Raw genomic sequence first — 23,737 nt, forward strand, 5'->3', positions numbered from 1 at the left:
CATCACCAAAGGCCTTGCAGAAATGGACAGTATATATATCATTCATGACCAAAGGGGATGATCTTTATTATGATAATAAAAGCACAAGATATATCGGTATCATATACTCATAATGCCAAAAAAGGCAGAAAAGATAATGTTATAAACATCATAGATCCAGTAGATATAACTATAGTTCCAGGTAAGGTAACAGTTATCTTTGGTAGATCCGGAAGCGGGAAGACTACACTTTTAAGCGTGCTTGCAGGACTGTTGAAGCCGTCAGAGGGAACTGTTTTGTACGATGATATTGATATTTATAAGCAAAAGGATGATATTTTTTCAGAATTTAGAAATCAAAATATCGGATTCATCCCCCAAGGACAGAGCCTTATAAGCGGCCTTACAGTAAGAGAGAATATACTGCTTCCTGCAAGAGAGAGTAAGCGAAGTGCAAATACCAGTGGTGTTAAAGCGGTGAATGCGAATGCTACATCAAATGATAATAATGCAGGAAGTTGTACCAAAAGAGCAGACGATCTTATCAGTACTTTAGGTCTTCTTGACCGCGCGGATTATCTTCCTAGTCAGTTATCAGGCGGAGAGATCAGAAGATGTGCAATTGCAAGAGCTCTTATCAATGATCCTTCTGTAATATTTGCAGATGAACCAACAGGAGATCTTGATGACCACAATACCAAAATCGTCTTTGAACTTCTAAGACAAAAGGCCAGAGACGACGCAGCAGTTGTGATCGTAACTCATGAAGAAACGGCATATAATTACGCAGATATAGTATATAGGATGGATGCGGGAGCACTGGCGCTATCTGCCTGATTGTAAGGCTGGGATTACAGCTTATAGCCCTAGTCTATTACCGGATATATCTTTTTGGACTAAGACAATTTTATTTATAGATGTTAGCATATTATCCAAAATAATAGATAGCTTGAGTTATTAAGGGGATTTTGGATGACACTACAGCAGCTACGATATGCAATGGTTGTGGCACAGACAGGCTCTATGAACAAGGCAGCAGAGAGCCTTTTTATATCACAGCCCACACTTACCAATACTATAAGAGGACTTGAAGAAGAGTCGGGGATCACTATTTTTAACAGAACCAATAAGGGCGTTAACCTTACAGGTGAAGGCTCCGACTTTCTTTTTTATGCCAAAAAAGTCTGTGATCAGTATGATCAGCTCATATGGCGATATGATGGCAAAGGCAATACCAGAAAGATATTCAGCGTCTCAACGCAGCACTATTCATTTGTATGCGAAGCATTTTCAGATACAGTCAAGAACTATGATGCTTCCACATATCATTTTTCAATTCTTGAAACTACAACTTCCAAGATAATAGAAGATGTAAGCTCATCAGTAAGTGAGATAGGGGTTTTGTTCCTTAGTGATTTTAACAAAGAAGCTCTTAAGAAGCTTTTTGTAGACAATACCCTGACCTATAAGAAGATCGTAAGCTGCAGATTCTATGTATATCTTGGCAAAAATCATCCACTTGCAGACAGGGACATAATAGACTATGAAGATATAACCAAATATCCTCTTCTGACCTATGAACAGGGCAAGGACAGTCCTTTATATATGGCTGAAGAGATATTTGGTGAGCAGGATTATCCGTATACTATCAAGGTTTCTGACAGGGCATCCATGCTTCAGATAATGAACAAACTAGATGGATTTACTTTCTGCTCAGGCGCTGTCAGAGGAGCTGTAGGATGGAGCGATTATAAGGTTATACCTCTTAGAGAAAGCGCTCACCTTCCATACAGCTCTATGGAGATAGGCTATATCCACAAAGACGGCCTTAGCGAGATAGGCAAAAGATTCGTTGAGGAGCTCTATAAAGCTGCTCCATCAGAAGAATAATCCGATAACGAGTTTAAATATAAATGCGACTATCCATGCAACTGTGCACTGCCAGATTATAACGGCGCCTGCCCATTTGACGCCCAGTTCTCTTTTGATAGAAGCAACAGCAGCCACGCAGGGTGTGTACAAAAGGCTGAATATAAGGAGTGCACCTGCACTGATAGGTGTAAGTACAGCTGATACACCGCCCTGAGAGCCAAAGAGTATCTCCATAACAGATACTACGCTTTCCTTGGCCATAAATCCGCTGATAAGAGCAGTTACTATCCTCCAGTCGCCAAGCCCAAGGGGACGCAGTACAGGAGCGATAATACCTGCAATAAAGGCAATGATACTATCGGCAGAATCTTCTACCAGGTCAAAGTAGAAATTAAAACTCTGCAGGAACCATACTATGATCGTTGCAAAGAAGATGACAGTGAAAGCTCTCTGGAGGAAGTCTTTGGCCTTCTCCCACATAAGCTGGAAGGTACTCTGAAGTCCCGGAAGTCTGTAATTTGGAAGCTCCATAACAAAAGGAACAGCTTCACCCTTGAAGATGAAGGTCCTGTATATGAGAGCCATAAGGATTCCGACTGCTATGCCAAGAACGTACAGACCTGTCATTATAAATCCGCCTCTGCCCGGGAAGAATGCATTTACAAAAAAGGCATAGATCGGAAGCTTAGCTGTACAGCTCATAAAAGGAGTGAGGATTATAGTCATTTTGCGGTCTCGTTCACTTGGAAGAGTACGTGTGGACATGACAGCCGGAACTGTACAACCAAAACCTATAAGGAGCGGAACAATACTTCTTCCTGAAAGACCTATTTTTCTAAGGAGTTTGTCCATAAAAAAGGCAACTCTCGCGATATAGCCGCTGTCTTCAAGTAGTGATAGAAAGAAGAACATGACGACGACTATAGGAAGGAAGCTGAGTACGCTTCCTACTCCCGCGAATATACCATCAATAACAAGGCTTTGTATTACCTTGTTGACATGAAGGGATATAAGGAGCTTTTCGGTAACTTGTGATAAGGAATCAATGCCAAGTTCAAGCCATTCCTGAAGGATTGCTCCTATAACATTAAAGGTAAGATAGAAGACAAGGCCCATTATCAGTATGAAAACAGGGATTGCGGTATATTTGCCGGTCAGGATTTTGTCTATTTTCTCACTACGGATTCTTTCTTTACTCTCATGAGGTTTCTTGACGCATTCCTTACTGACTCTTCCTATGTATGCAAAGCGCATATCAGCAATAGCAGCGCTCCTGTCAAGGTTGCGCTCTTTTTCCATCTGGATTGTGATATGCTCAAGGGTTTCAAGCTCGTTCTGGTCAAGGCCCAGCTGATGTATTATCTGTTTATCACCTTCGATTATCTTGCTGGCTACAAATCTAACAGGAAGATCTCTGCTTGTAGCATGGTCTTCTATGAAGTGGGCTACGCCGTGAAGGCATCTGTGAACTGCGCCTCCATTCTCATCTTCAAGGCAGAAGTCCTGCTTTGCGGGAAGCGTTTTGTTCTTGGCAACAGTCAGAGCCTGATGTATCAGTTCATCAACACCCGAATTCTTAGCAGCAGATATAGGCACAACAGGGACTCCCAGCATCTGTGTCATCTTCTTGATGTTGATGGAACCTCCATTGCCGGTGAGTTCGTCCATCATATTAAGGGCTACTACCATAGGACGATCCATCTCCAGAAGCTGCATTGTCAGATACAGATTCCTTTCAATATTGGTAGCATCGACTATGTTGATGATCGCATCAGGCTTATCAAGAAGTACGAAATTCCTAGATACAAGCTCTTCGCTTGAATATGGAGACATGGAATATATTCCGGGAAGATCAGTGATGACAGTGTTGGGATAGCCTATGATAGAACCGTCTTTTCTGTCTACAGTTACACCCGGGAAGTTACCTACATGCTGATTGGATCCTGTAAGTCTGTTAAAAAGGGTAGTCTTACCACAATTCTGATTACCTACAAGAGCGAATTTGAGAACTCTGTCTTTAGGAAGGACTATTTTATCTTCCTTTGGAGCTTTTGCTTTTTGACCAGAGTCTTCTTCCTCTATAGTATCAACTTTGGTTATTTCAATCTGCTTTGCATCATCAAGACGCAGAGTAAGTTCATAGCCGTGGATCCTGATCTCTACAGGATCTCCCATAGGTGCATATTTTACTATTTCAAGCTTAGCACCCGGGATTACGCCCATATCGAGGAAATGCTGCCTTGTGGCACCCTTGCCTCCTACTACATCTATTCTGGCTTTCTCGCCAATCTTTAACTCGTTAAGTCTCATAATAACCTACCATAAAAAGTCTGTATTTTTATATGCCATTATATAATACTAATGCCCTGAGCTTTTTATTCTGACATGGCGACCCATTCTTCAATAATATCGGCTGTTTGATCGATCTGCTCAATATTGGTGATAGAAGGTTCACCATCCCCTGCCTGGATACCATAGCATCCAAAATATGAATGTATACCGCCGTCGATCACATATTCAGCAGCATCTGACGGCCAGTTGGATTTACCATTTTCATAGTTTTCCATTTTAATAACGCTGTCATTGGAACCATAGATTGACAATAATCTTAGATCAGTTTCAGATAAGTCCTTGGTAATATATGAAGCAAGAAGGATTATGCCATCATAGGGCATATCATTGCCACTTTGAACCTGCTCGCTTATATATATGCCGGCTGCAACGCCGCCTAGAGAGTGGCCTGCCATATACCATGTGGAAACCTCTGATATCACATCCCCATAGCCGGAGGCTGCTCCGATATCAAGAAATGCCAGATTTTCAGGCATCCTGGTAAGAATGCATACAAATCCTCTTCCTGCAAGTTCGTACATAAGCCCTGAGTAGGCGGTATATTCAACCTTACCTCCAGGATAAAAAACAATTCCGGCCTTCACTAAGTCTTTGTCTTGTGGGATGAACAAAAGAGTGTCATCATCATAGTCTAAAACAGCGGCTTTTCCTTGTGCTTCTATCTCAGAAATAGTGGTAGTATCAGCCTTGTAATAGTTTAGAGAATATATCTTAAATGCTATTGCTGATCCTATTATTATCAGTAATAGCGCAAGTGAGATGTATTTTATTATTTTTGTTTTAGATACTTTATTGGATGTTTTCATAGCTTATACTTGTTGGCTTTTGACCATGCTTTCTTACTAGAATAGAAACCCTTGAAAATCAAGAAAGTTTCCGATTGTTAGTATAACACAAATTGTGCTCATTGACAGTTGCTATATGTGCTATAATGTCGCATTATAGCACATATATAGCTATATATAGGCTGTAAGGCACTTACTTGGAGGTGGCAGGATGACCAAAGACAATAAGGCACAGATCAATATGTATAATAGGGAAGCTAATAGAGATTATTATATGGATAAAGATATAGATAATGATATAGATAATGATATAGGTAATGATATGGATAAAGATATGAATAATGAAAAAAATTTATATGATAAGAAAAAGATAATATATAAAGATAAAGATAAAGATAAAGACATCATCATAAGAGAAGTAAGCCTTATGGATGCACCTGAACTTGTAGAAGTCTACAGACCTTATGTTGAAAAGACGGCGATAACATTCGAGTACGAGGTCCCTTCTGTAGAGGAATTTACAGACAGAATCAAAAATATCAGTGCCAAATATCCATATCTTGTTGTAGAGCAGGACGGCCGTATCATAGGCTATGCATATACAAGTGCCTTCCATGTAAGGAAAGCCTACGAGTGGTCAGCAGAGATGTCTATATATCTTTCTGATAGATGCAAAGGACTTGGCCTTGGAAGAAGACTCTATGAGATACTTGAAGATATATCTTATAAGCAGGGTATCACCAACCTATATGCCTGCATAGGAGCTCCTGAAAAAGAAGACGAATACCTGACCAATAACAGCATTAACTTCCATGACCACATGGGTTACAAACTCATAGGCCGATTTACCAGATGCGGTTACAAATTCTCCCGCTGGTATGACATGGTCTGGATGGAGAAAATAATAGCTCAGCACCAGACAGATGCAAAGGACATCATCCCATACCCAATGCTGAATTAATCCCTGTGAATTCCTTGATCATACTTCATCGTCCAAGTAGAGTATGAGTGAATTAATAAAAAAGTACGCCACCTATTTCAGTGATGGGTGGCGTACTTTTTAAGTACAAGTTTGTTTTTAATCAACAAGTACAGGGTTTTCTTCAACTACCCATGGAAGGCCCCACTTGTTCAGTGCTTCCATGTATGGATCGGGATCGAACTGGTCAGTTGTGAATACACCCGGCTTATTCCAAAGGCCTGATACGACCATCATAGAACCGATCATTGCAGGAACACCTGTTGTATAGCTGATTGCCTGTGAACCAACTTCCTTATAGCATTCTTCATGGTCACATACGTTGTAGATGTAGATCTTTTTCTCTTTACCATCTTTTTTACCTGTGAAGATACAACCTATATTGGTCTTGCCCTTAGTTCTTGGTCCGAGAGTAGCAGGATCAGGAAGAAGAGCTTTGAGGAACTGGATCGGAACGATCTCCTGTCCCTGGAACTTGATAGGAGTTGTTGAGAGCATTCCTACGTCTTCTAGACATCTCATGTGATCGAGGTAGCTCTGTCCGAATGTCATAAAGAAGCGGATACGCTTAACTTCAGGCATATTCTTGGCAAGTGCTTCGATCTCTTCGTGGTGGAGCAGGTACATATCCTTCATACCAACCTGATCGAAGTTATATTCTCTCTTTATGCTCATGGCAGGGATCTCTACCCAGTGACCATCTTCCCAGTAGGATCCTGGAGCTGATACTTCACGAAGATTGATCTCAGGATTGAAGTTAGTTGCAAATGCATATCCATGATCACCACCGTTGCAATCGAGGATATCGATTGTATCAATTGTATCGAAATAGTGTTTTTTGGCATATGCAGCAAATACAGATGTTACACCTGGGTCGAATCCTGTTCCGAGAAGTGCTGTAAGTCCTGCGTTCTTGAACTTATCTTCATAAGCCCACTGCCAGCTGTAATCAAAATAAGCAGAGAAGCCGGCTTCCTTGCATCTTGCTTCGTAGATCTTCCTCCACGCTGGATCATCTGTATCTTCAGGCTCGTAGTTAGCTGTATCTATATAGTGAACGCCGGCTTCAAGGCAGGCATCCATGATAGTAAGATCCTGATAAGGAAGAGCCACATTAAGGACTGCATCAGGTTTATATTCCTTGATAAGAGCTGTAAGAGCAGGTACGTCTTCAGCGTCAATCTGTGCTGTGGTTATTTTTGTTTTGGTAGTATCTTTGAGCTTTGCTGCAACATCGTCGCACTTGGACTTGGTTCTTGAAGCGATGCATATCTCTGTAAATACATCACTGTTCTGACAACATTTTGCAATTGCTACCTGTGCGACACCGCCGCATCCGATTATAAGTAATCTGGACATAGTAGTTCCTTTCTGCCATCAAAGGCATAGATATAATTTGATCTAAACTTATAAATGGATAATTGGATCGATGATCCAATATTTCGTGCTTATAAATATATATTAAAATCAGTGTTCCTCTTCATGCAGTATATCAACTACATATCGTGGGAGCATGAATGCTGCTCTGTGAAGAGAGGTTGTATAATACTCAGTTTTGATATTTCTCTCATTCCATCTTTGTTCGTCAAAATCTGTAATGGGATGATATTTCTTACTTGCAAAACCAAAGGTCCAGTAACCTGATGAACAGGTGGGTACGTGGGCCTGATATACCCTGCTTATGGGGAAAGTCTTAAACACTTTCCTGTGCATTGAGCGAAATACGGATTCCTCTTCGTCAAAGAATGGACTTCCGTGCTGATATACCATTATGCCGTCGCTTTTAAGTGCTCTAAAACAGCTTCCATAGAACTCTTTGGTGAAGAGGCCTTCTGAATGGCCGAATGGATCTGTTGCATCATTGATGATGATATCGTATTCATTCTCCCTGCCTCTTACAAAGCGAAGCCCGTCCTGATAGGAGATCTGCACGCGTTCATCATCAAATCCCCTTGTACTCTCAGGGAAAAACTCTCTGCAGACTTCTACCATCTGTTCGTCAGGTTCTACGACATCGATCTGTTCAATCTCCGGATAAGCTGTAAACTCTGTAGCAACACCTCCGTCGCCTCCACCTATTATAAGAACTTTCTTGACATGTGGATGAACTGCCATAGGTACATGAGCTACCATTTCATTATAAATGAATTCATCAGATTCAGAAAAAAGGACTTCGCCGTCAAGAACCAGAAACTTACCAAATGATTCTGACTGGAAGACATCTATCTCCTGAAATTCACTGATACCATGATATAACTGGTTGGTTACTCTTATATTAAGAGATACACTGTCTGTCTGCTGGTCTGAAAACCAGATCTCAGAATTGTTTTTCATAACAGCCTCCTTTTGAAACGCATTTTTATCGAATTTATGCGTCCTCGAAATGACCTGGCATTTTTATCGAATTTATGCGCCCTCGAAATGCCCTGGCATTTTTGGCGCATTTATGCGCCTTTTACCCCCTCCAGTACCTGAAGGTTATCTGCGGAAGGGTCAGCCATTCCTTGCAAAGAACATCCCTTGTCTCTTGCATACAGGATCATGCCGATAAGATCTTCGGTTATAAGTTCGCCTGGCGATAATATCGGGATTCCCGGCGGATAGCACATAACTGATTCGCCGCATACTCGCCCGGCTGTTTCATGTATCGGAAGAGATACCTTCTTTGCATAGAAGGATTCCTGAGGTGAACATACAACCTTAGGAGTTACAGCATCAACATATGCCAGATCTTCCTTGTCTTTTTTGTAAAGACGTCTTATATCAGACAGGGCGCTTGCAAGTCTCTCAATATCCTGCATACGATCTCCTATTGAGATGTATGCCATGATAGTTCCCAGATCTCCGAATTCCATCTGTATATCGTACTCATCTCTGAGAAGATCATATACTTCTATGCCGGTAAGACCGATGGGTTTGGTGAATACGCATAGCTTGGTCACGTCGAAGTCATATACACTGGAGCCGTCGATGAGCTCTTTGCCGTAGGCGTAGTAGTCACCTATTGCATTGATCTCATTTCTTGCATATTCACTCATCTCTTTGACTTTGGCAAAAGATTCTCTGCCCCTAAGTGCAAGATTGCGTCTACTGATATCAAGACTTGATAAGAGCAGGTAACTTGCTGAGGTTGTCTGTGTTAGATTTATGATCTGACGAACGTGGGCTCTGTCCATATTTTCACCAAGTAAAAGGACAGAACTCTGGGTAAGCGATCCGCCTGACTTGTGCATGGATATTGCAGCCATATCAGCGCCGGCCTTCATTCCTGCTATAGGAAGGTCGTCTGCAAAGTACAGCTGTGTTCCGTGAGCTTCATCGCACAGAACCTTAAGACCATGCTCATGTGCGATCTGGGTAAGACCTACGAGATCAGAACATATGCCATAATAAGTTGGATTATTTATAAGTACAGCCTTGGCATCGGGATTTGCATTGATGGCTTCAAGAAGGGATTCCTTCTCCATACCAAGAGCAACTCCAATGACAGGATGAATCTTCGGTTTTACATATACCGGAATAGCTCCGCACAGAATGAGTGCGTTGATAACGCTTTTATGAACATTTCGGGGGAGTATGATCTTGTCACCTTTGGCACACACAGATAAGACCATTGCCTGAACAGCACTGGTCGTACCTCCTACCATGAGAAAAGCATAAGCTGCACCAAAAGCATCAGCCATGAGTTCCTCTGCTTCTGCAATAACAGAAACCGGATTGCACAGATTATCAAGTGGTTTCATACTGTTGACGTCAATGCCTACGCACTGCTGTCCTAAAAGCTTTGTAAGCTCCGGATTGCCACGTCCTCTCTTGTGGCCCGGAACATCGAAAGGAACCACCCTTTTTTTACGGAATTTCTCAAGCGCATCGCAGATAGGTGCGCGTTGTTGTCTGCTTAAATCCATACCCCTGCAACTCCCTATAAAAATATTTTAATAATGAAGCCCCAAAAAAGGTGTCACTTGCGATAACTTATCATAGCAAAAGCCCTATGTCAAGCGGAGTTTGCAGGCTTTTTCACCTCAAAATCTTTGCCAAAAAACCTGGCAAAATTTTGGTTAAAATAATCAGGGATTTTGCGGGTATCCCACTTGGAAGGATCAGTATCCAGAAAGCTTTACAGGGAGCGGACAGTATATAAACCATTGTCGCGCTGTTAATCGTTTTATAAATTCATGGCATGATATCTGAAGCTTTTTATTCTAGGGTCTGAAACTCGCTTCGCTCAGACATGCAGACCCTGTGCAGAATAAAAAGCTTCATCTATCACGCTCATGAATTTTATAAAACGATTAAAAGCGCGCCAATGGTTTATATACTGCCCACTCCCTGTAAAGCTTTCTGGATACTGATCCTTCCAAGTGGGAAATCTGAGCAAAAATGATATAAAAAGTGAAGCATTTTGATACAATAATAAAATAATATAGTGTATTCTAAAAGAGTAAGCGTTATTAATTCCAATATATCAAACAATAAACGTAAGAACACACATGCTTAATGTAGAAGTTCTTATTGTGAAAAATAATCAAAAAAGTAAAAACAAAAAGGGCTAATGTAATTTCTAACTAAAACTTATTGCGCAGGCAATGAGGTATACTCAAAGGCTTTGCAGAGAGACGAAGATCTCGGGCGGACGGAATATGAATCATTTACACGCTTTTAATTGTTTTATAAAATTCATGAGCGTGATAGATGGAGCTTTTCATTCTGTCTGGGGTCCACATGTCTGAGCGAAGCGAGTTTGGACCCCGGAATGAAAAGCGCCAGATATCATGCCATGAATTTATAAAACAATTATAGCGTGTAAATGATCCGTATTCCGTCTGTCTGAGATCTTCGTCTCTCTGCAAAGTCTTTGAGTATACCAATCACCCAAGTGGCAAGTTTTGGCTTGACCCGGAAAAGAGGCTAGATGTATCAAAATCCGATTTTATATGCTGATTATTCAGATCCTGATGTTATACGTGTAGGCCAGGATTTTTATATGGTGGCATCATCTTTTACATATCTGCCCGGAGTTCCACTTCTTCATTCTAAAGATCTGGTTCACTGGGAGATAATCAATTACTGCGTTTCAAAACTTCCTTTTGATAAGTACAACAGACCTTCTCACGGCTCCGGAACCTGGGCTCCGTCTATTAGATATCATGATGACACATTTATTGTGTTTATCCCTCTTCCGGATGAGGGCATCATGGTAGCCAGAAGTAAAGATCCATACGGCCAGTTCCAGCTTAACATGCTATGTACATCTAAAGGCTGGATAGATCCTTGCCCTATCTGGGATGATGATGGAAGAGCATATATGGTATATGCACTTGCAAGGAGTAGATGTGGTATCAAGCACAGGCTCATGCTAGTGGAGATTGATCCTGAGTGTACAAGGCTTATTGGTGAGCCTATGCTTATCTTTGATGGAGAGCAAGTGGCGCCTACAACAGAAGGCCCCAAGATTTATAAGAAGGATGACTATTACTATATTCTTATGCCATCCGGAGGCGTTGCGACAGGTTGGCAGTCATGCCTTAGATCCAGGGATATACACGGACCTTATGAGTACAAGGTTGTAATGCATCAGGGCTGTACGGATATCAATGGTCCTCACCAGGGAGGCTGGGTTGATACACCGGATGGTCGTAACTGGTTCGTTCATTTTCAGGATGTTCATGAACTTGGAAGGATCACACATCTTCAGCCTATGTGTTTTATTAACGGATGGCCCTTTATAGGAAGTGATCTTGACGGTGACGGGATAGGAGAGCCTGTCAAGGAATGGTCTGATCCTGTTGAAGGTGCTCCTGAATATAAGATAAGTACATCTGATGACTTTAGATCTGATAAGCTTGGGCTTCAGTGGCAGTGGCAGGCCAATCCCAACGAAGACTGGTATCAGCTTGATGATGGGCATCTTATTCTTTACTGTATGGCTCCTGGAGGAAGAGAGAATCTTTTGTGGTATGCGGGCAATGTCCTGACTCAGATACCTCAGAGTAAAGCTTTTACTGTGACTACATCGATCCATCTGTATCCCGGAGAAGATGGGGATATAGCTGCTTGCGGTATTGTGGGGCAGAAGTATTCCTATGCCGGGATCAAGCGTATGCAGGGCAAGAACTTCGTTGTTATGTTCAAAGGAGATGTTACTAACAAGGAATTCGAAGGAGAAGCTACCGAGACTTCATGCGATGCACAGTTAATAGATTCGGGCCATATATTTATGAAGATAGTGGTTCGTGAAGATAAATCTTATAACTATTACTATTCGCTTGACGGAGTGTCTTATAAAGAGCTTGGCAAAACACAGATGCTGGAAAGAGCAACATGGACAGGCGCCAAGATATGCCTTTGGTCAGCCAATATGAATAATAAAGGAAGTGGCAATGGCTATGGTAGATATGACTGGGTATATATCACAGATGATACGGCGAAAGAGTAATAAGATCACAGCTTAAAGTGGTTAACTCAAACTACTACTATTTATTTTAGGTGCGATACGAGGTGGTTATGAATATTTATTCTTCGAAATCAGAAAAAGGCTTTAAAGAAGGAATTGAGGCAGCTCTTAGCGGTGATCTTGAACTTGTAAAACAAAAGACACGTCATGGTCTGAATCTTGAAGATACTGATGAGCATGGAAGGAGCGTGCTTCACTATGCGGTTCTTGGAGGCAATCTTGAAATAGTAAGATATCTGGTGCTTAGCTGCCAGATGGATCCTACCTATGCAGATGAATGGCTTATAACTCCATATGACCTTGCAGGAGAAGAACTGTATCTTGAAGCGTTAGGTATGCTGCCATCCGGTGGGAAAGCAGTATATGGCGGACTATCTGTCAAAGCCTCACAGGATTATATCTATCAAAAATATTATTTTAAATCAAAAGATAATAATAAAAATAGTAATTCGGATAGTAATGAAGATGGTAATAATGATAACAGAAAAGATATATATACTTTTTGAAAGAACATCTGGGTTATGATCTGAGTGATACCTACAGGAATCCGGTCATGAGATCATTTCATGCAGATCCTTCCATAGTAAGGGTTGGAGATGACTATTATATGGTCAACTCCAGCTTTATCTATTTTCCCGGAATACCGATTTCTCATTCCAAAGATCTTGTCAACTGGCAGCTCATTGGATATGCAGTTACAGATCCTGACTGGGCATCGGAGCATCTTGGCAGACTTGAAGGTGGCAGGGGATTCTGGGCGCCGGATATAAGTTATCATGATGGTAGATTCTATATCTGCGCAACCCTTCGTAACAACGATGATATGGAATATCCGCAGACTCAGATCGTCACAAGCTCGGATAGACCGGAAGGTCCTTATGATACTCCTGTGATCCATAATATTAGTGGAATAGATCCGTCTCTTTTTACAGATGATGATGGAAGAAGATATATGCTTCTTAATAGAGGGGCATGTCTTGTGGAAGTGTCATCTGATGGAAAGCGGATACTATCTGATCCTGAAATGATAGCTTACGGCTGGTCAGGCCATGCTCCGGAGGGACCGCATCTTATTAAAAAGGACGGTTATTATTACTGCTTCCTTGCTGAGGGTGGTACCGGCAGAGGGCACATGATCACTGTCCTTAGATCTAGGAATCTCAAAGGTCCTTATGAGAACTGTCCTTACAATCCTATCATGACGCAAAAAGATCCTATTGCTCCTATCCAGTGCTGTGGCCATGGCAAGCCTGTTATGACGCAGGATGGCAGCTGGTACATGGTATATCTGTGTGAGAGGATGATAGATGGCAAATGGGGGATGCTTGGAAGAGAGACTGCCCTTGATAAGATCACATGGACAGCGGACGGCTGGCCTATTGTAAATATGCGCAAGGGTCCTTCTTATATAGCCAAGCTCCCATATGATCGCAAGGATTCTACCTATGTTGCTAACGATTCCAAAATTCCGAATGACGGAAAATATAATATGACTATTCCCGCCGTTACAGGACGTAAAAGGAAATGTCCAGAAGTACACGGATGTACTTCTATTCCCGACATTACAGGACGTAAAAGGGAATGTCCAGAAGTACATGGATGTACTTCTATTCCCGGCTTTGTATGGCTCTTTGCAAGAACTGCGGATAAAAAGTTTGTAGATGTCAGGCAGGACAGTTCTATCATGATCAAAGGAGATGGGAGAGATCTGTGTGACATTGGTTGCAGGAGTTTTGCTGTATATAATCAAAAAGACCTTGTCTGCAGGGATGAGATACAGATGATAAGTCCAAATGGCCTTTTGGATCATGAAGAAGCCGGGATGACTTTATATTATGATGAGAATTCCTATATCAAATTTGGACTTAGAAAGCAAGATGGATGTACCAAAGCTGTGATCACAGAGTATAGAGATGACAGGTATATTTATGAGCATATATTTAATATAGAAGATATATCAGAAAATACGTTCACGCTTATAACAGATTATACCCAAAGGACGTTCTTTCTTAATGGAAGATGTCTGTATATCGCCAAAGATGTGACTGGCATATGCTCCGAAGGATTGTCCAAGGGCAAGAGATTTACATCTGCTATGATCGGCGCCTATGTATTTGGCAATAATACACATATATTTATAAGAAGAAGTGAAGAATAAAAAATAAGCATTGCGATTGTAAGAGACTATTTAAGGGAATAAATACAGTAATGAACAGGTTTTTAAATTTTTTTGAAAATCTGTGAAAGAGATTACAAAAATTACTGATCAAAACGAGCTGATTTTGGGGTAAACGTAACTGCTTACAATCATCTTTTTTACGATTTTTTATTGTTAAAATTGACGAATAAAATATGTGAAAGTGCATAATTAATAGGGGCTGTTTTTCGCAATAATTGATAAAAAACACAAAAATTTTCGCGGTTGTTTCGATTTTTAGAGAGTGATAAAAGGTGGTTTAGGACGCGGCCTAGGCTGAAAACGCTGAAAATACGGGATTCTTTGAACTACTTTGCATTTTTGGCAATTATTTATGAAAATATAGCTTGAAATACTATTTTCTACATGCTAAATTAAACACATAAGGTATTGAAAACGCTTACATTTTTATACATTATTAAGGAGGGTAATTTTATGAAAAAGAAAGCGATATCATTGCTCCTATCCGCAGCAATGGTAGGAGTGCTTGCAGGATGTGCAGGTACAGAAACAGGAACAGGAACAGGAACAGAGTCTGCCAATGGGGGTAGCTCACAGGCTGAACAGACAGAAGGTGGTAGCGACTATCAGCTTACACAGATCAATCTGGTATTCGACGGAACTCTTACAGCTACAGTCGATGCAGGACAGGCTGAGTTCGTAGATCAGTGGGAGAAGGCAATCGAAGAGAAGTTCGGCTATCATGTAGATCTTAATATCACACAGCTTGATCACTCTGATTATTCAGGAACAGTTTCACGTCTTCTTACAACAGGAGAAGCAGGCGATGGAGAATATCCTGATGCTCTTATCATGAGCGCTACGATGCTCAGACAGTATCAGACAACAGGTCTTCTTTGGGATATGGCCAATGCTTATGACAATGCCGAGTTCCAGTCACGTCTGACACTTGATAAGATCAATGAGAATCTTAAGACTTCATCAGGAGCTCTTTACGGATTCGCTCCTACATATGGTAACGGATGTGTTACTTATGTTAAGAAAGCATGGCTTGATGCTGTAGGAATTGATGCAGCTTCTGTTACAGATTTCGATTCATATTACAACATGCTTCAGGCTTTCACTAATGATGATCCTGATGGTAACGGATCTGCAGGAACATACGGTGTAATCGCAGCAGGCTACGGTAAGCTTGATGAAGCTCCATACATCAACTACATGCCTGAGTTCTGGCAGGATGCATATCCTTCATTCTATCAGAACAGCGAAGGCGTTTGGGTAGACGGTTTCACAGAGCAGGCTACAATCGATGCTCTTGCAAGACTTAACAAGGGTTACACAGACGGTGTTATCGATCCTGATACAGAGGAAGCTGGTACTAAGCAGGCTCGTGAGAAGTGGTTCTCCAATGATCAGTCAACATCTTCAGGTGTATTCACATACTGGGCTGGTACATGGTATCAGACACTTACAGATAAGCTCATTGGTAATGAAGTTGATTCTGAACTTGTAGAGCTTGCTCCTATCAAGGAGATCAAGGACAGCTGGGGCGGATACCTTAACAGAGAAGCTCCTGTTCTTACAATCACAGATGATGGTGACGGAGACAGCGCTCGTGAGCAGGCTATCTTCGATATCCTCTTCGACACAATGCTTGATGGTGACAAGGTACAGACTCTCTGGACATACGGTGCAGAAGGTGTTCACTGGTCAACAGAAGCAGAAACATTCACAACAAATGCCGGAACAGATGATGCTAAGGAATACAGCTATGAAGCTGGTCAGTTCCACCTTAAGCAGTCACCTAACGACGAGAACACAGTTTGGAAGAAGAACTTCCTTGATGCTAATCTCGTAATCGCTCCTCTTACAAACGGCTATGCAGATAATACAGATCTTGTTGTAGAAGGTAACCAGTTCTTCACAGAGAACTGTGTTGATGCTCCTGCAGCAGCTTCAAGTGAGACACTTACAAACTATGAAGCAGACATGGTTACAGATAAGACAACTTGGATGAATCAGGCAGTAGTAGGTGATATCACACCTGAGCAGGCTGTACAGAACTACATTGACAAGTACGGCGATGCATCTGCAGCTATTCTTGAAGAACTTAACGCTCAGTAATAGCATACGACCCGGGTTGAGGTAAAAAGGCTGTAAGATTCAGAATTTCTGATCCTGCCTCTGCGTATTAACGGAGGCAGGATTTTTGCTGAGGATATTACAGTGGGATTTACGGTACTATGAAAGGAAACACAAAACTATGAGTAAAAAGTATAAGCAGGCTGATCTTGCTCTTGGTGCAGTTAGAAACAAGAAGCCTCTGGGGCAGCGAATATGGAATTCAAGAGGTTATTACCTCATGTTCCTTCCGGTATTCATTTTCGTTATCATCATGTATTACTGGCCAATGCTTGGAGTAAGATATTCTTTCTACAGCTACAAGCTCAAGAATATCCATTGGGTTGGTCTTGAAAATTTCCAGATAATGTTTGCAAAAGCAGAGTTCTGGGCAGCACTAAAAAACACACTTATTATTTCTATAGCTAAGCTACTTATTAACACATTCGCAGCTGTTATCATTTCTGTTTTTCTTAATGAAATGGGTAATATAATTGCCAAGAAAGCATTCCAGACAGTTATTTACCTTCCGCACTTTATGTCATATGCGGTTGTAGCAGCTATCTTCACTCTTTTCTTATCCAATTCATCAACAGGTTTCATCAATGAGACTTTAAAAGAATGGGGAGTTATCTCAACTAGCATTGACTTCCTCCATTCAACTAAGATGTGGAGACCTATTTTCTATTTGATCAATATGTGGAAAGAAACAGGTTGGGGAACAGTTATCTTCCTTGCAACTCTTGCAGGTATCAATCCTGAGATCTACGAAGCCGCAGATATTGACGGTGCCACAAGACTTCAGAAGATCTGGTATGTAACAGTTCCTGAACTTGCTAATACTATTATCATCGTACTCATCCTGAACATAGCTAAGGTTCTTAATATCTTCGAGCCTGTATTCGTTCTCTATAACTCACGAGTATACGATGTAGCAGATGTTATCTCCACTTATATATATCGTCAGACATTCCTGCAGTTCATTCCTGATTATGGTTATACTACTGCTGTTGGTTTGTTCAAATCAGTTGTTGGTGGTATTCTCATGCTGCTTAGTAACTTTGCAAGTAAAAAAGTCCGCGGACGCGGTATTATTTAAGGAGGTCGCGGAATTATGGCAAAAGCACAATTACGAAAGAAGTCGGGCATACATGCATTTGATGTTGTCAACTATCTTGTATTTATAATCATTTCACTTATTATTATCATTCCGCTTTGGAAGGTTGTAGTAGATTCCTTCAACGCTGTCGGAATCTACCAGTTCAAGCTCTGGCCTACACAGCCTACAATCCTTGGATATAAGACTATATTCGAAACATCCAAGCTTTATCTTCCATTCTGGAACTCAGTATGGACAACAGTAGTAGGAACACTTGTAGGTCTTATAATGTCAACACTTGGTGGTTATGTACTTAACCAGTATGATATGCCCGGAAGAACATTTTTCTCATATTTCCTTCTTGTGACAATGATCTTCTCCGGTGGTATGATCCCTGAATACCTTGTCATGAAGCAACTTGGTCTTGTTGATAACACATGGATCCTTGTTTTCAAGCATGGTATGAATGTATATAACCTTGTACTTATGAAGAACTTCTTCGAAGGAATCCCAGGATCACTTTATGAAGCTGCCAAGATTGACGGCTGCAGCCCTATGGGAATCTTCTTCAAGATAGTACTTCCTCTTTCCAAGGCAGCACTGGCATCAATCGGTCTTATGTTTGCAGTTACTGTATGGAATGACTACAGCACAGTTCAGATTTATATTACTAATACTAAACTCGTTAACTTCCAGTATCAGCTTCGTGTCATGATCATGGATGGTGATACACCGACAACACAGTACAATGTAGCCCAGGAGACACTTTACTATGCAGCTATCGTATGCGCTATTCTTCCTTTCATGGCAGCATATCCATTCCTTCAGAAATACTTTGTTAAGGGCGTAAATGTCGGTGCTGTAAAAGAATGATACAGGTTCTGACTCATAAGTTAATAGTCATATATGTTTGCAAACAGAGCATTTTCAAACAGTACAATCATATAGCCAGGCAGTATCAGTCTTAAAACTGTTACTCATAGTCGGAAAGGTGGAAGAGCAGTTTTTGCTTTTTCACCTTTTTGAATTTGTGTTAAGCTCGCGCTATTGTTCACAAAATATATCAATAGTAAAATTTTGTGATTTTGCTCAAAAATAAGTTTATATTTTTGTATCGTCAAACATGATAAAAACGTGTATAATGTTATATATGTAAGAGCTTACATTATTGATTTTTCAGTAGTGGGAGATTATTTAATGAAAAATGGTGAAACTGTGGAAAATCTTCTTTTTTTGACAGAAAAACTAAAAAAAGATCTTGAATCCGGCGCTAAGATTCCTGTATCTGATTATAGTATAGGCCAGGCATGCATATATCTATATGATGAGACGGGCAATTATGATTATAGAAAACTTGCAGATAGTCTGCATGAAAGGCTTATAGGATTTTTGGGTACAGACGAAAGCAGTATCAGCTTATCAGGAATTAAAGATATGTGCTTTTATATGCCTTTTTATACTGATTATGAGACAAGATGGAACAAGAAGAACGGATACAATGATATCTGTGACAGGTTTAGATCGGCATTTGAGCTTATAAGAGATGATGACTTAAATGGTACTTATTGTAGCGAGATTATTACTAATAAGATTTTTTTCCTAAAAACAGTAGTAGAGTCTCTTTGCTATATGAGTATCCAGATATACGAAGATTATAGGCTTTTAGAGGATATATTAAGACAGGGTATAAGAGAGCTCTTCTTTGATTTGAGGAGCATTGATAAGATCTGCGGCCTTGAAGATGATGTGAAGATGTGTGCCTGTTATGTACTTCTTATGGGAATAAAAGAAGGACATATCGATGCTGAGAAGTATGAAGGTCTTGCAATAAGACTTCTTAACATAGATGCAGATGAAGACTTGGATACAACTTTCCGGGATCACATAGATGAAGATTTAAAAACAAATATAGAAACGGATGCAGATTTAAAAGAAGATATTGATTCTGATTCTAAACTTAAAAAAATCAGTTTAATGAAGATGAGATCATTTCTGATCAAAGAATTTATAAATGATGATTCTATTGGTATCAAGCCTTCGGAGTCACCATGTAGTTCCAATGTCAGAAAACTTATGATTGATGCATATATTATGATGTATCAAGCTCCACTAATTTGAACCATTAGTCACTCGTGACATGAGGTCAAGCTTGAAAGTGTTCCACTTTCAAACCCAAATTAGTGTCGCAAGCTCCACCAATTTGAACCATTAGTCACTCGTTTCACTCGCGACATGAGGTTAAAAAATGGCATTTGAAATACTAAAAACAGGAGCCCGTTTTATCATTCTTAAGATAAACGATGGCGGTAAATATAATACAATCTATAAATATGAATATGAGATTATACCAAAAGAAAGTATGATCGTTCCTGATCCAAAGCCTGTACGTGGGATGACAGATCGTTGCATAAATCTTATAACAGGTCTTCTTCCTGATATGGATTATGAGATCAGGATCACTAACACATGCGGCGATGAAGATGGCGTATCTGAGCTTTCGGTACATACTTTACATGAAACAGTTACTCTTAATGCTTTAGAGTTTGGAGCTATCTGTGATGGAGAGCATGACGATACTATGGCTATTCAGACAGCTATAAATGTCTGCCCTGAAAGCGGAAGAGTCCTTATTCCTTCTGGAAGATATGCTGTTACAGCTCTTTTTCTTAAGTCTCATATTAGTATTGAGATTGAAGATGGGGCAGTTCTTATAGGAACCAAAGATAAGTCAAAGCTTCCTATCCTCCCTGGGATTGTCAGAAGCTATGATGAGGATTCTGAATACAACTTTGCAAGCTGGGAAGGCAATCCTTTAAGACAGTATGCGTCTATGATCACAGGATTTGATGTAGAGGACTGCATCATATACGGACATGGAACTTTGGATGGTAATGCAGGCTTTGATGACTGGTGGAAGATTGACAAGGAGCATTTTACTGTCGCAAGGCCCAATATGTTCTTTGTTAATAATTGTAGTGATATCATGCTGGCAGGTCTTCTTATAAGACAGTCACCTTGCTGGACACTTCATCCATATTTTTCAAAGAATATCGATGTAATAGATGTGAAGATTGAAAATCCCTGGAATTCTCCAAATACTGATGGATTCGATCCTGAGTCCTGTAGCGGTATGAGGGTTCTTGGCGTTCATTTTAGTCTTGGAGATGACTGTATAGCAATTAAGTCCGGCAAGATATATATGGGAAGGAAACATAAGCGTCCCTCATGCGATATGCTTGTGGCACACTGCCTCATGGAATCCGGACACGGTGCTGTTACAGTTGGGTCCGAGATTGCCGGCGGTGTTAATAATGTCAAGGTTACAGACTGCCTGTTCCATGATACGGACAGAGGACTTAGGATCAAGACAAGGCGAGGAAGAGGCAAGGATTCTGTTCTTGACAATATAATATTTGAAAATATTGAGATGGATCATGTGCTTACGCCTTTTGTAGTCAACAGTTTCTATTTCTGTGATCCTGACGGTAAGACGGATTATGTACAGTCAAGAGAAAGCTTTCCTGTAGATGACAGAACTCCCTCTATAGGCCGTCTTGTATTTAGAAATATAAGTGCACAAGATACAGAATATGCTGCCGCATATTATCTTGGACTTCCTGAATCTCCTATCGAAGAGATCCTTATGGAGAATGTCACAGTAAGATACAAGGATGATGCGAAGGCCGGACAGCCTGCCATGTCAAATGGAGTTCCTGATACCAGCAAGATGGGTATATATGCTGAAAATGTAAAAAATCTCATTTTAAGTAATGTTGATATACAGGGCCAGGATGGTGAAGTTGTGATAAGGAAAGGAATATCATAACAATAAGATTTAATGACATAAAGCTTTATTATCACGACTATGAATAATGCCGGATTATGATGGTTGTTTTTGCATTGTATTTGTTTCATAAAGCGAAACGAAGTTTCATGATATATGATAAAGTGATAGTGGGGGTTTATTTACATCCTTTAAAGTGGACATATTTTTTGACATCTTGTAAAGGATATAAATCGAAAGGAGAAGGTTATGATCAGTCTTGGACTACGCTTCCATGATTCTATGGAAGTACCCTTTGAAGAACGACTCAAAAATATTCGCGGGCAGGGTTTTACCTGTGTTCATATTGCACTTTCTAAAGTAAAAGATATCCCATCATCTGTAGAAGCCCTTACACCGGGCTATGCTATGTGGCTTAAAAGGGAGTTTCAAAAAGCAGATCTTGATGTTGCGGTAATAGGCTGTTACAAGAATCTTGCCAATCCTTCCAAGGACAAATTAAAGCAGATTCAGGAAGAATATATGGCCAACCTTCGCTTTGCATCAATACTTGGAGCAGGTGTAGTTGGAACAGAAACAGGTATGCCCAATGAAGATTATCATTATGAGCCTGAGGCAGCCAAATCTGATGAAGCATTGAAGATATTCATAGACGGACTAAGGCCTGTAGTCAGATATGCAGAAAGCGTTGGACAGATAATAGCAATAGAGCCTGTGTGGAGACACATTGTATCTACTCCCGAAAGAGCAAGGATCGTTCTGGATCAGATTGAATCACCCAATCTTCAGATTATCTTTGATCCGGTTAATCTCATATCTCCTTATGAATATGAGAAGAGAGATGAGACTATTGCAAGAACTATAGATATCCTTGGTAAGGATATTGCTATGATACATCTTAAAGACTGCAGACTTGATGCCAATGAAGTAAAGTCCATGGGATGCGGCCTTGGAGATATGGACTATACACAGATAGTAAAATTTGCTCTGGAGAGAAAAGATCACATCCATGCAACTTTGGAGGATACAAAGCCTAACAGTGCAGAAGTATCCAGAAGATGTATTGAAGGATATGAGAACAAGATCCTGGGAAAGTGATAAATACAGATCCAGATTATTAAACATTTTTTATAGGATTATAAAGCAGATTATAAAAACTAAACATTTTTTCCATAGGATAAAAGCAATTAAATCAATATAAGATATAGAGTTTTTGAATTAAAACAATATAGATAGTAAAGTACCATCGTTTAAGGAGGTTTAGTAAATGGAACTTAGAACAGCGGCATCTCCCAAGGATGTCAAATATTATGACACAAAAAGACTCAGAGAAGAATTCCTTGTTGAGAAGGTTTTCTTTGAAGATGAGATAAAGCTTGTATACAGCCATATCGATCGTATTATATTTGGCGGCGCTATGCCTGTTAATAAAGAGCTTAAGCTTGAAGCTGGAGATGAACTTCGTGCTCAGTACTTCCTTGAAAGAAGAGAGCTTGGAATCATCAATATCGGCGGTGATGGAACAGTTACAGCTGATGGAGAGGTTTATGAGATTGCAGCACGTGACGGAATGTATATAGGTAAAGGGACTAAGGATATCGTATTTGCATCCAAAGATCCAAAGAATCCTGCAAAGTTCTACATGTGCTCAGGTCCTGCTCACATGACATATCCAACCAAGAGAATCCTTAAAGATAGTAAGGCTACAAAGGAATATGACGTAGAGATCAAGCCTGAGAACAAAAAAGAGCTTGGTTCTATGGAAGATGCAAACCACCGTACTATTAATAAATATATCCTTCCAGGTCAGGTAGAATCCTGTCAGCTTGAGATGGGAATGACTCATCTTGAACCGGGAAGTGTTTGGAATACAATGCCATGTCATACACATGATCGTCGTATGGAAGTATATCTTTACTTCGATATGCCGGAGGATGCATTTGTAACTCATTATATGGGCGAGCCTCAGGAGACAAGACATATCATTATGAGAAATGAGCAGGCTGTAATATCTCCAAGCTGGTCTATCCACGCAGGTTCAGGCTCTAGGAACTATACTTTCATCTGGGGTATGGTCGGAGAGAATCAGGACTTTGATGATATGGACGAAGTAAGGATGCAGGATCTTCTGTAATAATTGATGATCATATG

At 40.5% G+C, this 23,737-nt stretch carries 18 protein-coding genes; 13 read left to right on the forward strand and 5 right to left on the reverse strand.

What is annotated here, in order from left to right; translation table 11 throughout:
* Positions 1-69: 69 nt before the first annotated feature.
* Together I7804_RS04480 and I7804_RS04485 are read left to right on the forward strand one after the other, a co-directional pair.
* On the forward strand, positions 70-816 hold the full coding sequence (locus I7804_RS04480) for an ABC transporter ATP-binding protein (protein WP_248405152.1): 747 nt from the start codon (positions 70-72) through the stop codon (positions 814-816).
* A gap of 135 nt (positions 817-951) precedes the next feature.
* Complete coding sequence (locus tag I7804_RS04485) at positions 952-1,869, forward strand: LysR family transcriptional regulator (protein ID WP_248405155.1); 918 nt, start codon at positions 952-954, stop codon at positions 1,867-1,869.
* Here I7804_RS04485 and feoB read toward each other — a convergent pair.
* Together feoB and I7804_RS04495 are read right to left on the reverse strand one after the other, a co-directional pair.
* Complete coding sequence (gene feoB, locus I7804_RS04490; RefSeq protein ID WP_248405157.1) at positions 1,858-4,161, reverse strand: ferrous iron transport protein B; 2,304 nt, start codon at positions 4,159-4,161, stop codon at positions 1,858-1,860. The genes I7804_RS04485 and feoB overlap by 12 nt on opposite strands.
* Positions 4,162-4,226: 65 nt before the next feature.
* Positions 4,227-5,009 carry an alpha/beta hydrolase gene (locus tag I7804_RS04495; RefSeq protein WP_027204860.1) on the reverse strand — a complete coding sequence of 261 codons (783 nt, stop codon included), beginning with the start codon at positions 5,007-5,009 and terminating at the stop codon, positions 4,227-4,229.
* 190 nt (positions 5,010-5,199) lie between these two features.
* Here I7804_RS04495 and I7804_RS04500 point away from each other — a divergent pair, with 190 nt between their 5' ends.
* Complete coding sequence (locus I7804_RS04500; protein ID WP_331477854.1) at positions 5,200-5,949, forward strand: N-acetyltransferase family protein; 750 nt, start codon at positions 5,200-5,202, stop codon at positions 5,947-5,949.
* 117 nt (positions 5,950-6,066) lie between these two features.
* On the opposite strand, the gene I7804_RS04505 is transcribed toward I7804_RS04500, so the two are convergent.
* The 3 genes from I7804_RS04505 to I7804_RS04515 all read right to left on the reverse strand — a co-directional run bounded on the left by I7804_RS04505 (position 6,067) and on the right by I7804_RS04515 (position 9,875).
* The gene (locus I7804_RS04505) at positions 6,067-7,326 is read right to left on the reverse strand and encodes a saccharopine dehydrogenase family protein (RefSeq protein WP_022759178.1); all 1,260 of its coding nucleotides are present in this window, start codon (positions 7,324-7,326) and stop codon (positions 6,067-6,069) included.
* Between the two features lie 108 nt (positions 7,327-7,434).
* On the reverse strand, positions 7,435-8,301 hold the full coding sequence (gene speE, locus I7804_RS04510; protein ID WP_022754745.1) for a polyamine aminopropyltransferase: 867 nt from the start codon (positions 8,299-8,301) through the stop codon (positions 7,435-7,437).
* Between the two features lie 110 nt (positions 8,302-8,411).
* Entirely contained in the window at positions 8,412-9,875 is a 1,464-nt protein-coding gene (locus I7804_RS04515) for an aminotransferase class I/II-fold pyridoxal phosphate-dependent enzyme (protein WP_248405159.1), read from the reverse strand.
* Positions 9,876-10,882: 1,007 nt separating this feature from the next.
* On the opposite strand from I7804_RS04515, the gene I7804_RS04520 reads away from it, so the two are divergent.
* The 10 genes from I7804_RS04520 (at position 10,883) to kduI (ending at position 23,720) form a co-directional block, all read left to right on the forward strand.
* Positions 10,883-12,406 (forward strand): glycoside hydrolase 43 family protein, encoded by a 1,524-nt coding sequence (locus I7804_RS04520; protein ID WP_248405162.1) that lies wholly within the window; start codon positions 10,883-10,885, stop codon positions 12,404-12,406.
* Between the two features lie 68 nt (positions 12,407-12,474).
* The gene (locus tag I7804_RS04525; protein ID WP_248405164.1) at positions 12,475-12,930 is read left to right on the forward strand and encodes an ankyrin repeat domain-containing protein; all 456 of its coding nucleotides are present in this window, start codon (positions 12,475-12,477) and stop codon (positions 12,928-12,930) included.
* Positions 12,927-14,582, forward strand: coding sequence for a family 43 glycosylhydrolase (locus I7804_RS04530; RefSeq protein WP_248405167.1), 1,656 nt, complete (start codon positions 12,927-12,929; stop codon positions 14,580-14,582). The genes I7804_RS04525 and I7804_RS04530 overlap by 4 nt, the downstream gene beginning before the upstream one ends.
* A gap of 474 nt (positions 14,583-15,056) precedes the next feature.
* On the forward strand, positions 15,057-16,706 hold the full coding sequence (locus I7804_RS04535) for a hypothetical protein (RefSeq protein ID WP_248405170.1): 1,650 nt from the start codon (positions 15,057-15,059) through the stop codon (positions 16,704-16,706).
* Positions 16,707-16,845: 139 nt separating this feature from the next.
* Positions 16,846-17,802, forward strand: a complete 957-nt coding sequence (locus tag I7804_RS04540) for an ABC transporter permease (RefSeq protein WP_022754751.1) — start codon at positions 16,846-16,848, stop codon at positions 17,800-17,802.
* 15 nt (positions 17,803-17,817) lie between these two features.
* On the forward strand, positions 17,818-18,675 hold the full coding sequence (locus I7804_RS04545; RefSeq protein WP_022754752.1) for a carbohydrate ABC transporter permease: 858 nt from the start codon (positions 17,818-17,820) through the stop codon (positions 18,673-18,675).
* 324 nt (positions 18,676-18,999) lie between these two features.
* A complete protein-coding gene (locus I7804_RS04550; RefSeq protein ID WP_248405172.1) occupies positions 19,000-19,920 on the forward strand; it encodes a hypothetical protein in 921 nt (306 codons plus the stop codon).
* 127 nt (positions 19,921-20,047) lie between these two features.
* Complete coding sequence (locus I7804_RS04555; RefSeq protein WP_248405175.1) at positions 20,048-21,628, forward strand: glycoside hydrolase family 28 protein; 1,581 nt, start codon at positions 20,048-20,050, stop codon at positions 21,626-21,628.
* A 207-nt stretch (positions 21,629-21,835) separates the two neighbouring features.
* Positions 21,836-22,684 carry a sugar phosphate isomerase/epimerase family protein gene (locus I7804_RS04560; RefSeq protein ID WP_022754755.1) on the forward strand — a complete coding sequence of 283 codons (849 nt, stop codon included), beginning with the start codon at positions 21,836-21,838 and terminating at the stop codon, positions 22,682-22,684.
* Between the two features lie 169 nt (positions 22,685-22,853).
* Complete coding sequence (gene kduI, locus I7804_RS04565) at positions 22,854-23,720, forward strand: 5-dehydro-4-deoxy-D-glucuronate isomerase (RefSeq protein WP_248405177.1); 867 nt, start codon at positions 22,854-22,856, stop codon at positions 23,718-23,720.
* Positions 23,721-23,737: the final 17 nt, after the last annotated feature.

This window comes from Butyrivibrio fibrisolvens (genome assembly GCF_023206215.1).
Lineage (GTDB): Bacteria > Bacillota > Clostridia > Lachnospirales > Lachnospiraceae > Butyrivibrio > Butyrivibrio fibrisolvens_C.

Excerpts from the sequence above, each read along its gene's own strand:
- I7804_RS04480 (WP_248405152.1), top strand. The coding sequence starts at position 70 with ATGATAATAAAAGCACAAGATATATCGGTATCATATACTCATAATGCC.
- I7804_RS04485 (WP_248405155.1), top strand. The coding sequence starts at position 952 with ATGACACTACAGCAGCTACGATATGCAATGGTTGTGGCACAGACAGGC.
- feoB (WP_248405157.1), bottom strand. The coding sequence starts at position 4,161 with ATGAGACTTAACGAGTTAAAGATTGGCGAGAAAGCCAGAATAGATGTA.
- I7804_RS04495 (WP_027204860.1), bottom strand. The coding sequence starts at position 5,009 with ATGAAAACATCCAATAAAGTATCTAAAACAAAAATAATAAAATACATC.
- I7804_RS04500 (WP_331477854.1), top strand. The coding sequence starts at position 5,200 with ATGACCAAAGACAATAAGGCACAGATCAATATGTATAATAGGGAAGCT.
- I7804_RS04505 (WP_022759178.1), bottom strand. The coding sequence starts at position 7,326 with ATGTCCAGATTACTTATAATCGGATGCGGCGGTGTCGCACAGGTAGCA.
- speE (WP_022754745.1), bottom strand. The coding sequence starts at position 8,301 with ATGAAAAACAATTCTGAGATCTGGTTTTCAGACCAGCAGACAGACAGT.
- I7804_RS04515 (WP_248405159.1), bottom strand. The coding sequence starts at position 9,875 with ATGGATTTAAGCAGACAACAACGCGCACCTATCTGCGATGCGCTTGAG.
- I7804_RS04520 (WP_248405162.1), top strand. The coding sequence starts at position 10,883 with ATGTATCAAAATCCGATTTTATATGCTGATTATTCAGATCCTGATGTT.
- I7804_RS04525 (WP_248405164.1), top strand. The coding sequence starts at position 12,475 with ATGAATATTTATTCTTCGAAATCAGAAAAAGGCTTTAAAGAAGGAATT.
- I7804_RS04535 (WP_248405170.1), top strand. The coding sequence starts at position 15,057 with ATGAAAAAGAAAGCGATATCATTGCTCCTATCCGCAGCAATGGTAGGA.
- I7804_RS04540 (WP_022754751.1), top strand. The coding sequence starts at position 16,846 with ATGAGTAAAAAGTATAAGCAGGCTGATCTTGCTCTTGGTGCAGTTAGA.
- I7804_RS04545 (WP_022754752.1), top strand. The coding sequence starts at position 17,818 with ATGGCAAAAGCACAATTACGAAAGAAGTCGGGCATACATGCATTTGAT.
- I7804_RS04550 (WP_248405172.1), top strand. The coding sequence starts at position 19,000 with ATGAAAAATGGTGAAACTGTGGAAAATCTTCTTTTTTTGACAGAAAAA.
- I7804_RS04555 (WP_248405175.1), top strand. The coding sequence starts at position 20,048 with ATGGCATTTGAAATACTAAAAACAGGAGCCCGTTTTATCATTCTTAAG.
- I7804_RS04560 (WP_022754755.1), top strand. The coding sequence starts at position 21,836 with ATGATCAGTCTTGGACTACGCTTCCATGATTCTATGGAAGTACCCTTT.
- kduI (WP_248405177.1), top strand. The coding sequence starts at position 22,854 with ATGGAACTTAGAACAGCGGCATCTCCCAAGGATGTCAAATATTATGAC.